This window comes from Plantibacter sp. M259, assembly GCF_006065115.1.
Classification (GTDB): domain Bacteria; phylum Actinomycetota; class Actinomycetes; order Actinomycetales; family Microbacteriaceae; genus Plantibacter; species Plantibacter auratus.
Genome location: NZ_CP040750.1, coordinates 2,076,241 through 2,091,433 on the forward strand (window position 1 = coordinate 2,076,241; position 15,193 = coordinate 2,091,433).

Below are 15,193 nucleotides of genomic sequence, written 5' to 3' on the forward strand. Positions count from 1 at the left end.
CGAACTGTCACTTCCTGCTAATCCCGACGGCGCACACCCGCCGGAACTGACAGTTCGCGGGCTAGGAGCGGCGGACCCAGCGGAAGGTGAGGCGGGTGAGGACGAGGCCGACGACCGCCCAGACGACGAGGACGAGCGCGACCGTCGCGAGGTCCCAGCCGCCGGCCGGCTCCTGCGAGGCGAACCCCTCCGGCAGGAAGACGGAGCGCATGCCCTGCGCGATCCACTTGAGCGGGAAGACACTCGCGACGTTCTGCAGCCACTCGGGGAGCATCGTGAACGAGAGGTAGACGCCGGAGATGAACTGCAGCACGAGCACGATCGGGATGATGACGGCCGTCGCGCTCTTGCCCGTGCGGGGGAGCGCCGACAGGGCGATGCCGAGGACGGCCGACGTGGCGATACCGAGCAGGTAGATCCAGGCGAAGGTGAGCCACCGCTCGGGCTCGGTCGGCAGGCTGACGTCGAACAGGAACCGCGAGACGAGGAGCAGTAGCGCGATCTGGAGCACCGAGGTGACGAGGACCTGCCCCATCTTCCCGAGGAAGTAGGAGATGACCGGGAGCGGGCTGCCGCCGAGACGCTTGAGCGTGCCGTCGCTCTTCTCCGTCGCGATGTCGGTCGCGAGGTTCTGGACGCCCGAGAGGAGGATGCCGGCGGCGATCATGCCGGGCAGGTAGAAGGCGGCCTGGCTGACCCCGCCGGTGCCGTCGGGTGCCTCGCCCACGTTCCCCATCGCGCTGAACGCGGTCGAGAAGATCGCGAGCATCACGACGGGGAAGAGGAAGGTGAAGAACACCTGGTCGCCGGAGCGGAAGTAGATGCGGGTCTCGTAGCCGATCCGGCTGGCTCCGAGCCGGAGGGTGCGTCCGCGGGGGAGTGCCGGGACGAGCGAGTTGGTGGTGCGGTCGATGGTGGTCATGCGCCGACTCCTGTCGTGGTGACCTGCGTGGTCGGTGACGGTGCTGCTGATGGGGTGATTGACGACGCAGCGCCGTCGGCCGCATGGACGAGCCCGAGGTAGATGTCCTCGAGGCTCGGACGGATGACCTCCAGGTCGCGCGGCTCTCCGCCCAGTGTCGCCGTGAGATCGGCGACCCGTGCGGCCGGCGCCTCGGTCCGTTCCTCGTGGAGGCCGTGCTCGTCGCGCCAGCGCACCACGGGGATCCGGGCCTCGGCGCCGCCGATCTCGTCGACCGCGCCGATCTCCACGAGTCGACCCGCCGCGATGACGGCGACGCGGTCGGCGAGCTGGGCGGCTTCGTCGAGGTAGTGGGTGGTGAGGAGGATGGTCGTGCCGTCGCGTTTGAGCGAGCGGATGAGCTCCCAGAACTGTCGACGCGCCTCGGGGTCGAACCCGGTCGTCGGCTCGTCGAGGAAGAGGAGGGCCGGGCGGCCGACCACCCGAGCGCGACGTCCACCCGCCGACGCTGGCCGCCCGAGAGCTTGCCGATGCGCGTGCCCGCCTTGCTCGTGAGCCCGACCGCCTCGATGACCTCGTCCACGTCCCGCGGGTCCGCGTAGTACCGGGCGAACTGTGTGAGCTGCTCCCGGACCGTGACGTTCGCGGCTTCGGCGCTCGACTGGAGGACGATGCCGAGGCGGGCCTTCCAGTCGAGGCCGCCCTTCGCCGGGTCGACACCGAGGACACTCGCCTCGCCGCCCGTCCGGTGCCGGTAGCCCTCGAGGATCTCGATCGTGGTGCTCTTCCCGGCACCGTTCGGGCCGAGGAGGGCGAAGGTTTCGCCCTGGTGGATGTCGAAGGAGACCCCGTCGACGGCGGTGAAATCGCCGTACTGCTTGCGCAGCTCGCGGACCTCGATGATCGGTCGTGTGCTCATGGTGTCCATGCTCGTCCGCTGCGGCCCGCACCGGTAGCGGTGGAGGGGCTGATCCTCGTATCCACCGATCGGTTGATGCGCGAGCGGCCTGACGCCCCGTCGCTCCGGCTCGGTCTGCCGACACGCACGAACGCCCACCCGCCCGACGAGGGCGGATGGGCGTTGGCGTGACGCTGCGGCGCTCTAGCCGAGTGCCGCGGTGGAGACGACGACGACGAGGTCTTCGACGTTCTCGAACCCGGCGGTCTCCTGGGTGAGCTGGGTGAACGGGATGCCGATGATCGTCAGCCCGTCGAGCGATCCGGTGAACGTACCGGCGGCTTCGGTCACGCTCGCGCCACCGGCCGTCGCGTTCGCGGCCGCTGCGGTGAGGGAGGCAGCGCCGCCGGAGAGGACGGCGTAGCTGCCCGAGGCGGCACCCGCTTCGTAGCTGAGGATGCACACGGTCGGCAGGTCGCCGAGGACCGCGGCCGGAGCGAAGGTGGCCTTCGCCGCGGCGACAGCGGCCGCCGGGACCGCGACGCCGCTGGCTGCGCTGAGCGTGTTGACCTGCTCTTCGGTGCACTTCGTCGCGCCCGATGCCGGCTCTTCCTGGGCAGCGTCCTCCGTGGCCTCGGGCGCGGTCGTGGCGCTCGTCGAGGGTTCGGAGTCGGCCGGTGCGTCGCCGCTACTGCAGGCGGCGAGCCCGAAGAGCCCGATGACGGCGACGGCGGTCACCGCGGAGACGCGGAGACGGTGGTGAGCGGAGCGAAGTGACATGGTGGTTCCCCTGGAATCGTGAGCGTTGACGGATGCTCAGGTCCAGGATGGGGGACCGAGGCGGCAGCCTCAATGGGGACAACTCCCCAGTTGTCGGTCAGGCCCCGGTGCGCATCCACGCCGTCGTGCGGGCTCGAAGCCCGAGTGTGGTCCCGCGCGCACCGAGGTAGCCGACGAAGAAGGTGAGCGCCAACCAGGCGAGCCCGGTCTGTCCGCCGGGTGACCAGGCGAGGACCGCGAGCGCGAACGGCAGGAAGACGAGCGTGTTGAGCAGCCCGGTGATCGCGAGGTACTTCGCGTCGCCGGCGCCGATGAGGACGCCGTCGAGGACGAAGACGACACCGCCGAGCGGGGTGGTGACGGCGAGCACGATGATCGCGGGCACGATGAGCGCCGCGAGGTCGGGGTCGCTCGTGAAGAGCAGGCCGATGACCGGGCTCGCGAGCGCGATGACCAGGCCGAGGATGATCCCCGAGCCGACGCCCCACTGCAGGCAGCGGACGAGGACGGCGCGAACCCCTGCCACGTCGCCGGCCCCGAGCCCCTTGCCGACGAGCGCCTGCGCGGCGATCGCGAGGGCGTCGAGCGCGAAGGCGAGGGTGGCGAAGAGGGTCATGACGAGCTGGAACCCGGCGAGTTCGTCGGTGCCGAGGTCGGTCGCGACGAACACGGCGATGAGCATCGCGGCACGGAGGCTGACGGTGCGGAGGAACAACCATCCGCCGGAACGGGCCGCGCCACCGAGGCCGCTGCGGTGCGGGCGGAGACTCGCTCCCGTCCGACGCACGTGGCGCAGGACGACGACGAGATAGGCGACGACCATGCCCCACTGCGCGATGACGGTGCCGATGGCGGATCCCGCGATGCCGAGTCCCAGGCCGTAGATGAAGAGGAAGTTGAGGCCGATGTTCGCGGCGAACCCGGCGCCGGCGACCACGAGGGGCGTGGTGGTGTCCTGCAGGCCGCGGAGGAGCCCGGTCGCACCGAAGACGAGCAGCATGGCGGGGATGCCGAGCATCGAGATGCCGAGGTAGGTGTCGGCCTGCTGGGCGACGGCGTCCGTCGCGCCGAACAGCCCGACGAGCGTGGGGGAGAGGAACCATCCGGCCGCACCGATCACGACGCCGAGTCCGAGCGACAACCAGAGGCCGTCCACCCCGAGCGACACCGCGCCGCGCTCGTCGCCGTGCCCGAGGCGCCGGGCGACCGCGGGGTCGTCGCGTAGGCGAGGAACACCATGAGACCGATGACCGTCTGCAGGACCGCGCTCGCGACCCCGAGGCCGGCGAGTGGCACGACGCCGAGGTGGCCGATCATCGCGGAGTCGGCGAGCAGGAACAGCGGCTCCGCCATCAGCGCCCCGAGCGCGGGGACCGCGAGCCGGAGGATGTCGCGGTCGACAGGCCGCAGCCGTCGCCTGTCCTGTCCCGTGGTCACCCGCCGAGCCTAGCCGCGGGTGGTGACACGCCGCGTCGCCGTCCGAGGCGGGACGAGTCGACGGCCTACCGCACCAGCAACGACCCGCTCAGGCCGGGGAGGTCGCGCAGGCGGATGCCCGTGAGGAAGCCGGCCGCGGCGGCGTAGGCGACCCGCGGTTGGTCGGCGTCCTCGCGGCAGGCGAGGAACAGCGGCACGGCGGTGGCGCCCAGGCGCTCAGCGACGTCGGCGATCTCCGCGAAGCCGAAGAGCGGATCGACCCGGTGGGCGATGCCGGCCATCGTGCGCACGGCGACGCCGTCGGGCTCGGTGCCGTCCTGTGCCAGCCCGGAAGCAGCGAACGAGACCATGGCCGCGCCTTCCGACGCGAATCGTCGGCAGGCGTCGGTCAGGGCCCGCTCGACGGCTCGGCTGGTGTGTTCCTCCGACGCTGTACCCGCACCCGCACCCGCACTCGCACTCGCACCCGCAGCCGTGTCGACGTCGTCGTCCGGCAGAGCACGACGGACCGCATCGAGCGCCCACCCGTGCACGGCGCCGCCGGTCCCGGGGATCGGCAACCAGGACACCGCCGCGAGCACGGCGCCTGCGGCGTCCGTCACGACGGAGACCCGGACCGCGGCGCTCGGCTCCCGGTCGTCGCCATCTGGGGCGTCGATGCTCGAACCCACGGTGAGACCGAGTTCGGGCACGTGCCGGTCGGACACCCACACCGACGACAGCGCGCGGATCTGGCTGCGGAGCTCCCACGGCAGTTCGCGAGCGGCCAGGAGGATCGAGGTTGTCGAATCCGCGCCGGTGGCTCCCGTTGCATCGTCCGGACCAGCGGGTTCTGATGCATCCGCCCCGCTGAGGTCGAGCACGAGGTCTCGACCGAGCGGCGACACCCGCCAACCCTCGGGCACGATGCGCGCGTCGCGAGTGGCGAAGACCGCCGGTGTGAGTCCCTCCTGCTCGGCCGCCGTCGCGAACGCCGACACCGCGGCGACTGCACCGCCGGGGTCGCCGATCGGCTCGCCGAGGGCCAGCGCGACGCCGGCGTGCTGCTGGTAGGCGACCGCATATCCACCGTCGGCCGTGACGAACACCCGGTTCTCGGGTCGGAGCGCCGAGGCCGCCAGCGGTCCGCCGCCGTGTTCGCGCAGCAGTTGCGCCGCCCTGGCGCGTGCTCGCCGCGCACCGGGACCGATCGCCCCGGGTAGGCGTCGCCTGGTCTGGTTCGCCGCGACCCGGAACGCGTGGCGCGACAGCACGAGGACCACCGCCTGTCCCACCCACAGGACGCTCGCGGAGATCCAGATGGTCGACGCCACGAGCGGCACCTGGGCCAGCGAGGCGAGGGCGATGAGGGCGAGGGTGACCAGCAGGTTGCCGACGGTGAGGACCATCGCCGCCCACCAGGCCCAGCGATGACCACGACGGAGCCAGTTCGCGATCACCAGGATCGCGACGGTGTCGACCCCGACGTCGAGGATGGAGCCCTGTGTCAGGGTGGTCGAACCGAGCGGCCCGTCGAGCGGCACGAGGGTGACGAGCAGCTGCACCGCACCGATGACGAGCAGTCCGGAGACCGCGAAGAGTCGCCAGTCGCGCATGGTCGGTCGTGGGGTCGACCGGTGCTCGCCGAGGAGGAGCCGGGCGACGATCACGAAGACGACGGTCGTGATGAAGTGCTCGAGGTCGTCGATCTTCCCGACGTAGAGGAGCGCGATCGACACCCACGACAGGAGCAGCAGCCGCCAGCGCAGCCGGTAGGGGGAACGCATGAATGCGGTCGCGGTCGCGACGCAGGCGAGGATGCCGCAGCTCGGACCGACGTCGAGCGTCGTCACGAGGGACTGTGCCCACGGCCAGTCGAGCTGCGCCAGCGCCACGGCCGCACCGAGTGCGCCGAGGATACCGATGAGGTGTCCGGTCAGGAAGATCGCCGATGCCCGCAGCGTGCCGAAGCGGACCTCGACCCACCCGCCGAACACGGCCGCACCGGCGATCGCGACGAGGTAGGCGAGCGGGTCGGCGGTGATGAACATGCCCGTCAGGACCGTCCACCAGCGCCCGGCTTCGAGGCTCGGGACCCCGTACGCGAACGCCGGGTACCAGGCGGCCTGGTCGATCGGGCGCCACAGGCCACCGGTCACGACGCCGAGCGTGATGAAGACGGTGACGAAGGCGGTGGTCGCCGGGGTCGTCCGCAGGGCCCAGCGCAGCGGCGTCAGGACGACGGCGATCGCGGCGCGCAGATCGGTGCGGACGGGGCAGAGCTGGGGGCCCGGCTGGGTGGTGCATCCACGCGGGCGTCGGCGTCGGCGTCGGCGTCGGTCACAGCCGGGACCGGGCCCGACGGGGACAGCAGCTCGTCGAGCTCCGCCTCGGTCATCGACACGGGCGTGCGATCGGCGGCCGGCTGGGAGGCACGACGACGGATCCGGAACACGACGACCACGGCGATCACGAGCGCCGCGGCACCCGCCAGTGCGAGCGCCGCCCAGGAGAAGCGGTGCAGGAACTCGGTCGCGGCACTCCCCAGGACGGTGACGACCGTCACCACGAGCGAGGCCCAGGCGATGCCACCCGCCGCGTTGGCGACGAGGAAGTGCGGGTACGTCATCCGGAACATGCCAGCGAGTGGTCCGGAGAAGATGCGGAGGACGGCGATGAACCGACCGACGAACACCGCCCACGGCCCCCATCGCCGCATCAGGTGCACGGCGGCGCCCAGCCGCTTCGGCCCCACGTGTTTCGGGAACCTGCGGTTCAGCACCGACAGGAGCCGCCGGCCGTACCGCTTGCCGATCCAGTACCCGATCGAGTCGCCGAGGATCGCACCACCGGCGGCCGCGGCGGCGACGAACACCGGGTTCAGGCCGCTCGACGCGGCGAGGAGGGTCGCCCCGATGAGCACGGTCTCTCCCGGCAACGGCACGCCGAGGCTTTCGACCGCGACGACCAGGAAGACGACGAGGAGCAGGACGCCGGGCGGGAAGTCGGCCAACCAGTCCACGCGGGCTCCTTCCGGCCGGGTGGGTCAACGGTAGTCCCTCGTTCCCCGAAGCGCTCGCGACGCTCCTCCACAGGAGTCGGTCCAGAGCGATACGCCCGCTCTGAGAGAACACCCGAGCCGTGGTCAGGTGCCGTCGCTAGGCTGATCCGCATGACTGACGCGCAGCTCGCCTCCGGCATCGACCGCTCCGAACTCGACCCGGCCGTGCGGCCGCAGGACGACCTCTTCCGCCACGTGAACGGCAAGTGGATGGACCGCACCGAGATCCCCGATGACAAGGCCCGCTGGGGATCGTTCCACCAGCTGGCGGAAGACGCCGAGAACGCCGTCCGCGACATCATCGAGGAGTCACAGACGAACCCCGATGGCGAGGAGGGCGTGAAGATCGGCGCCCTGTACGCCAGCTTTATGGACGTCGATCGGGCCAACGCCCTCGGAGCGACCCCGCTCGCCGACCAGCTCGCCCGCGTCGCAGCGGTCGACTCCATCGAGTCCTTCCTCCGCCTGTCCGGCGAGTTCGAGGCGGAGGGCGTCGGCGGCTTCCTGCAGCTCTTCGTCGACAACGACCCGGGCAACCCCGAGCGCTACCTCGTCTTCGCCGAACAGGGCGGCATCACGCTGCCCGACGAGTCCTACTTCCGTGAAGACACCTTCGCCGACATCCGCGACGCCTACCGGGCACACCTCCAGACGATGTTCGAGCTCGCCGGCATCGACGACGCCGCCGCACGCGCCGACCGCGTGTTCGCGCTCGAGACGGCCATCGCGTCCAAGCACTGGGACAACGTCGCCACTCGCGACAGCGAGAAGACGTACAACCTGTACTCGTGGGACGAAGCGGCGGCGCTCGCCGCGGGCGCCGACCTAGACGGCCCGAACCTCGCCGTCTGGCGCGATGCGATCGGCGCGGCCGACGCGGTGTTCGCCGAGATCGTCGTGCGCGAGCCGAGCTTCCTCGAGGGCCTCGGGGAGCTCCTCGTCGACGAGCAGCTCGAGTCCTGGAAGGACTGGCTGGCCTGGAAGGTCGTCCACGGTGCCGCACCGTACCTCTCCGAAGAGTTCGGTCGCGCCAACTTCGACTTCTACGGCAAGACCCTCACCGGCACGCCGCAGCAGCGCGAGCGCTGGAAGCGCGGCGTCTCGCTCGTCGAGGGCATGCTCGGCGAGGCCGTCGGGCGTATCTACGTCGACCGGCACTTCGGCGCCACGTCGAAGGACGAAATGGACGTCCTCGTCGGTTTCCTCGTCGAGGCGTACCGCGACAGCATCGAGAACCTCGAGTGGATGAGCCCCGAGACCCGCACGCGCGCGCTGGAGAAGCTCGACAAGTTCACGCCCAAGATCGGTTTCCCCGTGAAGTGGCGCGACTACTCGGCGCTGGAGCTCGAGGCCGACGACCTGCTCGGCAACGTCCGTCGTGCCAGCCGGTTCGAGATGGACCGCGAACTGGGCAAGATCGGCAAGCCGCTCGACCGCGACGAGTGGTTCATGACGCCGCAGACGATCAACGCCTACTACAACCCCGGTTTCAACGAGATCGTGTTCCCGGCCGCCATCCTCCAGTACCCGTTCTTCGACGCCGGCCGCGACGCCGCCGCGAACTACGGGGCCATCGGCGCGGTCATCGGCCACGAGATCGGGCACGGCTTCGACGACCAGGGATCGAAGTTCGACGGCGACGGCCGACTCACCGACTGGTGGACCGAGGCCGACCGCGCGGCGTTCGAGGAGCGCACCGCGTCGCTCATCGAGCAGTACAACGCGCTGGCTCCCGCCCAGGTGCCCGACCACCACGTGAACGGCGCCCTGACGATCGGCGAGAACATCGGCGACCTCGGCGGGCTCGGCATCGCCTGGAAGGCGTACCTGCTGTCGCTCGAGGGTGCGGAGCCGCCGGTCATCGACGGCCTCACCGGCGCGGAGCGGTTCTTCCTCTCCTGGGCGCAGGCCTGGCAGCAGAAGGGACGCGACGCGGAGGTCATCCGACTGCTGTCGATCGACCCGCACTCGCCGAACGAGTTCCGATGCAACCAGATCGTCCGGAACATCGACGCCTTCTACGAGGCGTTCGGCGTGACCGAGTCCGACGCGGCATGGCTCGCCCCGGAGGAGCGCGTCACCATCTGGTAGCCGACCTGCCGGTCCCTGCCCCTCACCACCCGGTCCCTGAGCTTGTCCCACCCGGTCCCTGAGCTTGTCCCACCCGGTCCCTGAGCTTGTCGAAGGGTAGGAACCGCTTGTCGAAGGGCCAGTTCCGCCTGTCGCCCCCTACCGATGACCCCAGTAGTGGGACGTGCGGAAGGCCGACAGTCGCTGCGAGAATCATTCCGGAGTCGACGAATCGTCATCCCGATGCACTCGTGAAGCTCATGGCGCGAGACCCGAACAGCGCCTGAGCGGACCTGGTCCGATCCGTCCGGTTCACAGCAGCGTCGCCGTCGATATCGCCATAGCCCCCGCCGTCCCCCGGCCCGGGCGAGGCGGTACCGGCGGCGACGTGCTCCACTCCCCGCGAACCCGTAGAATCGCAGGCGTGTCTAAAGTCTTGAGCAGCCTCCCCGTCGGCGAGCGCGTCGGCATCGCCTTCTCCGGAGGTCTCGACACCTCCGTCGCCGTCGCCTGGATGCGCGAGAAGGGTGCCATCCCGTGCACCTACACCGCCGACATCGGCCAGGCGGACGAACCGAACATCGGCGCCGTCCCCGACCGCGCCAAGGAGTACGGCGCCGAGATCGCGCGCCTCGTCGACGCGAAGTCGGCGCTCGTCGAGGAGGGCCTCGTCGCCCTCCAGTGCGGTGCGTTCCACATCCGCAACGCCGGCAAGACCTACTTCAACACGACGCCACTCGGCCGCGCCGTGACGGGCACCATGCTCGTCCGCGCGATGAAGGAGGACGGCGTCGACATCTGGGGCGACGGCTCCACCTACAAGGGCAACGACATCGAGCGGTTCTACCGCTACGGTCTGCTCGCCAACCCCCGCCTGCGCATCTACAAGCCGTGGCTCGACGTCGACTTCGTCAACGAGCTCGGTGGCCGCAAGGAGATGAGCGAGTGGCTCGTCGCCCGCGACTTCCCGTACCGCGACTCCACCGAGAAGGCGTACAGCACTGACGCCAACATCTGGGGCGCCACCCACGAGGCCAAGCGCCTCGAGGAGCTGAGCTCCGGCATGGAACTCGTCGAGCCGATCATGGGCGTGCCGTTCTGGCGTGAAGACGTCGCGATCGCCTCCGAGGTCGTCACCGTCACCTTCGAGGCCGGTCGCCCGGTCGCGCTCAACGGCGTCGAGTACGCCGACGCGGTCGCGCTGGTCCTCGAAGCCAACGCCATCGGTGGTCGTCACGGCCTCGGCATGAGCGACCAGATCGAGAACCGCATCATCGAGGCCAAGAGCCGTGGCATCTACGAGGCCCCCGGCATGGCGCTCCTCCACATCGCGTACGAGCGTCTGCTCAACGCGATCCACAACGAGGACACGGTCGCAAACTACCACAACGAGGGTCGCCGACTCGGCCGCCTCATGTACGAGGGCCGCTGGCTCGACCCGCAGTCGCTCATGCTGCGCGAGTCCATCCAGCGCTGGGTCGGCTCCGCCGTCTCCGGCGAGGTCTCCATCCGTCTGCGCCGCGGCGACGACTACACGATCCTCGACACCTCGGGCCCGGGCCTCAGCTACCACCCCGACAAGCTCTCGATGGAGCGCGTCGGCGACGCGGCGTTCGGTCCCGACGACCGCATCGGCCAGCTCACCATGCGCAACCTCGACATCGCGGACTCGCGCTCGCGGCTCGAGCAGTACGCAGCGGCCGGCATCGTCGGCGGCGCGACCGCGGACCTCGTCGGCAAGCTCGAGCAGGGTGAGGCGCAGGAGATCCTCGGCGGCGAACTCCTCGACCCGACCGCAGACGCCCTCGAGCGCGCGACCGACCTCGCTTCCGAGGGCGCCGCGTTCGACTCCGGCACCGACTAGTCGCATTCGCAACGCAGAACGCCCGCCGCACTCCAGGAGTGCGGCGGGCGTTTCGCGTCGGCGCTGCCTGCCCCAACTCAGGAAGGACGCGGCGTGTCGACCTGCAACCCCGCCGACACACCGGCCGACTCCTGAGTGAGGGCAGGAAGGCGGTGCGGTGTCAACAGCGCAGGACAACCGCGGTGTGTCCTAGCCGTTTTCTCAGGAGTCCTGCGGCGTGGCGGGCTGGAGCGCTTGCGACACGCCGGAGGGCTCCTGAGTTAGGGACGGCGGGGGTTCACAACTCAGGACCGGTGCGGCGCGTCCCGCCGGACACGCCGGGTGGCCGATGTGACCCGCCGGGGCCGTCCTGAGTTGCGAACCGACCAGGCCTACGCGGGGACGGGCGACTCCGCGTACCGCTCGGGCCGGAAGGTGGCGAGCAGCGGCGACGGTTCGCCGTCGACGATCTCGTCCGCGAGGAGTTCACCGGCGATGAGCCCGAGTGTCGCACCGCTGTGGCTGAAGGCCGTGAAGAGTCCCGGCAGCTGCGGGACCGCACCGAAGACCGGCTCGCCGTCACCCGGGATCGGCTTGTAGCCGGCCCCGATGTGGTCGAGTTCGAGGGTCGGGTTGCCGGCGAGCACCCGCGATCCCTCGGCCAACAGCCGCTCCACGGTCGAGTCCGAGATGTGCAGCGAGCCGTCGTCGCGGACCTCGATCTCCTCCTCCGACCACGCGGAGTCCAGCGCGAAGCCGCCCTCACTGGTGCGACGGACGGCCACCTTCGGCGTGTTCAGGACAGCGGCGAGCTCGGATGCGACGGGCTTCGTGAACGCGACGAACGCGGCCGGGCTCTGGTCGCCGATCGTGATGCCGAGTGCGGCGAGCTGGGCCGGGACGTCGGGACCCGTGGCCAACAGGACCGCGTCGGCCTCGATGCGGTCGCCGTTCGCGAGCACCGCGCCCACGGCACGTCCGCCGGACGAGGCGATCTCGGCGCCGGCGTCCGTCACGATCCGTCCGCCGCGGGCGACGAACTCGCGGGACAGCACCTCGATCACGGACGGCAGCTCGACCCAGCCCTCACCCGGGTTGAAGATCGCGCCCTCCGCAGCCACGGCGGCCGGATCGACTCCCGGCGTGACCGAGGCGACCTCCTCCGGAGCCAGCCACCGGGCGTCGTAGCCGATGCCGCGCTCGTAGGCGAAGGTCTCCGCGTAGGACTCGCCCTCCGGTGCCCACATCAGTCCGCCGTCGAAGCGGAGGAAGTCCGCGCTCGGGATCTGCGCGGCGAAGGTCCGCCAGCGGTCGATCCCGAGGACGCGGAGCGCGTGGTACTCGCTCGACCGCTGGGCCGCGGAGTTCAGCCAGGCGAGCGATCGTCCCGAGGCGCCGCTGGCCAGGGAGCGGTCGGTCACGAGGGTCACGTCGGCACCTCGGCGGGCGAGGGCGACGGCGCTGGACGTTCCGAGGATGCCGCCGCCGATCACGACGACGCGTCGGCTGGTCTGGGTGCTGCTGCTCATGCTGTCTGCTCTTTCTGTTCTGGAGTGGTGCGTTCGTGCGGTGCTGCGGCCGCATGGACGGCCTCGATGATCTCGAGGACCGCGATGGCGTCGGCCGGATCGACCGGTGGCGGTCCGCCGTCGTGGAGGGCGGTCGCGAGGAGGCGGGTGAAGGCGGCGTAGTCGCCGTCGGCCATCGGGACGGGTTCCGTCGCACCGTCGACACCGATCGATCCCCGACCGGACGGGTCACGGCGACCGAACCCGTCGTCGCGGGGGTCGGCGCCGGCCTTCAGCGCGGGCTCCTGCCCGTCGAGCCCCCACGAGGTGTAGGCACCGGAGGAGCCGAGGATGCGGAACCGCGGGCCTGCTTGGGCGACGAGCGACCCCATCCACAGGTGCGACCGGACCCCCGAACGGTGACGGAGCGCCACGAAGGCGTCGTCGTCCGCGACCGCTCCGGGCCGGACGACACCGAGTTCCGCCTGGACGTCCTCGACCTCGCCGAACAGTCGGATGGCCTGATCGATCACGTGCGTGCCGAGGTCGTAGAGGATGCCGCCGCCCTCCGCTGCGGTCGCGGCCGTCTTCCACGATGCGGGCGGATCGGGCTTCCACCATTCGAACCGCGACTCGAAGCGATGGACGCGCCCGAGCGCGCCCTCGTCGAGCAGCCGCCGAACGGTCAAGAAGTCACCGTCCCAGCGGCGGTTCTGGAAGACCGTGACGAGGCGGTCGGCGGCTGCAGCACGATCGACGATCGCGCGGCCCTCAGCCGCGGTGACGGCGAACGGCTTGTCGACCACGACGTGCAGGCCGGCGTTCAAGGCGGCTGTCGCGAGCGCGGCGTGCGTGCCGGACGGCGAGCCGATGACCACGAGGTCGAGCTCGTCGGCTCGGCCGAAGAGCTCCTCGACGGTCGACACGACCTGGACACCCGGGTACCGGCCGAGCGCCTCGGCCCGTCGATCCGGGTCGGAGGTCACGACGAGGTCGAGTGAGTAGTCGGGATCCGCGGCGAGGAACGGCGCGTGGAACACCGCGCCGGAGGTGCCGAAGCCGATGACGCCCGTCCTGATCGTGCCGGAGACGCGTGCCGCCATCAGAGGACCTCGGAGAGGAAGCGCTGCAGGCGCGGGCTCTGCGGTGCGTCGAACAGCTGCGACGGGGTGCCCGCCTCGACCACTCGGCCCTCGTCCATGAACACGACCTGGTCGGCGACCTTGCGGGCGAAGCCCATCTCGTGGGTCACGACGAGCATCGTCATGCCGCGCTGCGCGAGACCGGCCATGAGGTTGAGGACGCCCTTCACGAGTTCGGGGTCGAGGGCGCTCGTGGCCTCGTCGAACAGCATGACCTCGGGCTCCATCGCGAGCGCTCTGGCGATTGCGACGCGCTGCTGCTGGCCGCCCGAGAGGTCCCGGGGTCGGTGGTCCGACCGCTCACCGAGTCCGACGTCGTCGAGGCGTGCTGCGGCGACCCGGAGCGACTCGCTCTTCGACATGCCCTTCACGTTGCGGAGCGCGAGGGCCACGTTCTCGAGCGCGGTGTGGTCGGGGAAGAGGTTGAAGTGCTGGAACACGAGCCCGACCCGCGTCCGGAGCCGTTCCGGCTTCATCTTCAGGGCGCTCTCACCGGCGAGGAGGACGTCGCCGGAGGTGGGCTCGTGCAGGCGGTTCACCCCGCGGAGCAGTGTCGACTTGCCCGAGCCCGACGGCCCGATGATGCAGGTCGTGGTGCCGGGCTCGACGTCGATGCTCACCTCGCGGATGACCTCGATGTCGCCATAGGCCATCGAGACGTCGCGCAGTTCCAGGCTCGAGCCGCGGTAGAAGTGTCCGTCGGTGACGGGCAGGGGAGAGGTGTAGGTCATGTGTTGCTCCCGGTGGTGACTGGCAGGGGTGGCTGCACCTCGTCGAGTTCGTCGAGGCCGCTCTTCGGCGGGGTGGCCTTCCGGCGTCCCGTGCGGAAGCGGTTGTCGAAGAAGTTGACGAGGTGGGTGAGGGGCACGGTGATGACGAGGTAGAACAGCCCCGCCATGACGAGCGGGGAGAGGTTGCCGGTGAGGACGGCGGCGTCCTGACCGACCCGGAACAGCTCGCGCTCGCTCACGAGGAGCCCGAGGAAGTAGACGAGGCTCGAGTCCTTCACGATGGCGATGAACTGGTTCACGAGCGCGGGGAGGACCCGGCGGATGCCCTGCGGCACCACGACGAGTCGCATCGCCTTGCCGTAGCTCATGCCGAGCGCCCGGCAGGCCTCGAGCTGGCCACGGTCGACGCTCTGGATGCCGGCGCGGAAGATCTCGCCGATGTAGGCGGAGGCGATGAGGCTGAGCGCGAGGATGCCCAGCGGATAGGGCGAGGGGCCGAACAGCTGCTGGCTGAAGCGGGCGAAGCCCTGGCCGATGAGGAGGATGGTGAGGATCGCCGGCAGGCCACGGAACACGTCGGTGTAGATCCGCGCGGGCACTCGGAGCCAGCGTGAGGGCGAGATGCCCATGATGGCGATGATCATGCCGAGGACGACGCCGATCACCGTGGCGGCGATCGAGATGACGAGGGTGTTCACGAGCCCGGTGCCGAGCAGCTGCGGGAACACCTGCCACATCGCGTCGAAGTCGAAGAAGGTCTTGATGATGCTGTCGAGCCAGTCCATGCTGTCTGCTCCTGAGGGGTGGGATGGTGTGGTGCGG

Annotated in this window: 10 protein-coding genes and 2 pseudogenes; 2 read left to right on the forward strand and 10 right to left on the reverse strand. The window is 70.4% G+C overall.

Features of this window, described 5'->3' with window-relative positions; all coding sequences use genetic code 11:
- Positions 1-61: 61 nt before the first annotated feature.
- From FGL15_RS09615 to FGL15_RS09640, 6 genes and pseudogenes are all read right to left on the reverse strand, one after another.
- Complete coding sequence (locus FGL15_RS09615) at positions 62-922, reverse strand: ABC transporter permease (RefSeq protein WP_138945865.1); 861 nt, start codon at positions 920-922, stop codon at positions 62-64.
- Positions 919-1,850 (reverse strand): annotated as a pseudogene (locus FGL15_RS09620) (ABC transporter ATP-binding protein). The gene FGL15_RS09615 and the pseudogene FGL15_RS09620 overlap by 4 nt, the downstream one beginning before the upstream one ends.
- 174 nt (positions 1,851-2,024) lie before the next feature.
- On the reverse strand, positions 2,025-2,600 hold the full coding sequence (locus tag FGL15_RS09625; protein ID WP_137242804.1) for a hypothetical protein: 576 nt from the start codon (positions 2,598-2,600) through the stop codon (positions 2,025-2,027).
- A gap of 97 nt (positions 2,601-2,697) precedes the next feature.
- Positions 2,698-3,953 (reverse strand): annotated as a pseudogene (locus FGL15_RS09630) (MATE family efflux transporter).
- A 149-nt stretch (positions 3,954-4,102) separates the two neighbouring features.
- On the reverse strand, positions 4,103-6,175 hold the full coding sequence (locus FGL15_RS09635) for a rhomboid family intramembrane serine protease (protein ID WP_138945866.1): 2,073 nt from the start codon (positions 6,173-6,175) through the stop codon (positions 4,103-4,105).
- Between the two features lie 74 nt (positions 6,176-6,249).
- Entirely contained in the window at positions 6,250-7,038 is a 789-nt protein-coding gene (locus FGL15_RS09640) for a DedA family protein (protein WP_138945867.1), read from the reverse strand.
- 150 nt (positions 7,039-7,188) lie between these two features.
- Between FGL15_RS09640 and FGL15_RS09645 the strand changes: the two genes are divergently transcribed.
- Both FGL15_RS09645 and argG read left to right on the forward strand, forming a co-directional pair.
- The gene (locus tag FGL15_RS09645; RefSeq protein WP_138945868.1) at positions 7,189-9,168 is read left to right on the forward strand and encodes a M13 family metallopeptidase; all 1,980 of its coding nucleotides are present in this window, start codon (positions 7,189-7,191) and stop codon (positions 9,166-9,168) included.
- Positions 9,169-9,571: 403 nt separating this feature from the next.
- A complete protein-coding gene (gene argG, locus FGL15_RS09650; protein ID WP_079704472.1) occupies positions 9,572-11,011 on the forward strand; it encodes an argininosuccinate synthase in 1,440 nt (479 codons plus the stop codon).
- 371 nt (positions 11,012-11,382) lie between these two features.
- Here the strand turns inward: argG and FGL15_RS09655 are convergent, their stop codons facing one another.
- The 4 genes from FGL15_RS09655 to FGL15_RS09670 are packed head-to-tail and all read right to left on the reverse strand — an operon-like array spanning position 11,383 to position 15,156.
- Positions 11,383-12,519: an FAD-binding oxidoreductase gene (locus tag FGL15_RS09655; protein WP_138945869.1), complete on the reverse strand. Its 1,137-nt coding sequence runs from the start codon at positions 12,517-12,519 to the stop codon at positions 11,383-11,385.
- Positions 12,516-13,601, reverse strand: coding sequence for a Gfo/Idh/MocA family oxidoreductase (locus FGL15_RS09660; RefSeq protein WP_138945870.1), 1,086 nt, complete (start codon positions 13,599-13,601; stop codon positions 12,516-12,518). Before FGL15_RS09660 ends, FGL15_RS09655 begins: the two co-directional genes overlap by 4 nt.
- Entirely contained in the window at positions 13,601-14,371 is a 771-nt protein-coding gene (locus tag FGL15_RS09665; RefSeq protein ID WP_064293895.1) for an amino acid ABC transporter ATP-binding protein, read from the reverse strand. The genes FGL15_RS09660 and FGL15_RS09665 overlap by 1 nt, the downstream gene beginning before the upstream one ends.
- The gene (locus FGL15_RS09670) at positions 14,368-15,156 is read right to left on the reverse strand and encodes an amino acid ABC transporter permease (protein WP_064293894.1); all 789 of its coding nucleotides are present in this window, start codon (positions 15,154-15,156) and stop codon (positions 14,368-14,370) included. Before FGL15_RS09670 ends, FGL15_RS09665 begins: the two co-directional genes overlap by 4 nt.
- Positions 15,157-15,193: the final 37 nt, after the last annotated feature.

Coding starts and splice junctions, on each gene's coding strand:
- FGL15_RS09615 (WP_138945865.1), bottom strand. CDS start 922: ATGACCACCATCGACCGCACCACCAACTCGCTCGTCCCGGCACTCCCC.
- FGL15_RS09625 (WP_137242804.1), bottom strand. CDS start 2,600: ATGTCACTTCGCTCCGCTCACCACCGTCTCCGCGTCTCCGCGGTGACC.
- FGL15_RS09645 (WP_138945868.1), top strand. CDS start 7,189: ATGACTGACGCGCAGCTCGCCTCCGGCATCGACCGCTCCGAACTCGAC.
- FGL15_RS09655 (WP_138945869.1), bottom strand. CDS start 12,519: ATGAGCAGCAGCACCCAGACCAGCCGACGCGTCGTCGTGATCGGCGGC.
- FGL15_RS09660 (WP_138945870.1), bottom strand. CDS start 13,601: ATGGCGGCACGCGTCTCCGGCACGATCAGGACGGGCGTCATCGGCTTC.
- FGL15_RS09665 (WP_064293895.1), bottom strand. CDS start 14,371: ATGACCTACACCTCTCCCCTGCCCGTCACCGACGGACACTTCTACCGC.
- FGL15_RS09670 (WP_064293894.1), bottom strand. CDS start 15,156: ATGGACTGGCTCGACAGCATCATCAAGACCTTCTTCGACTTCGACGCG.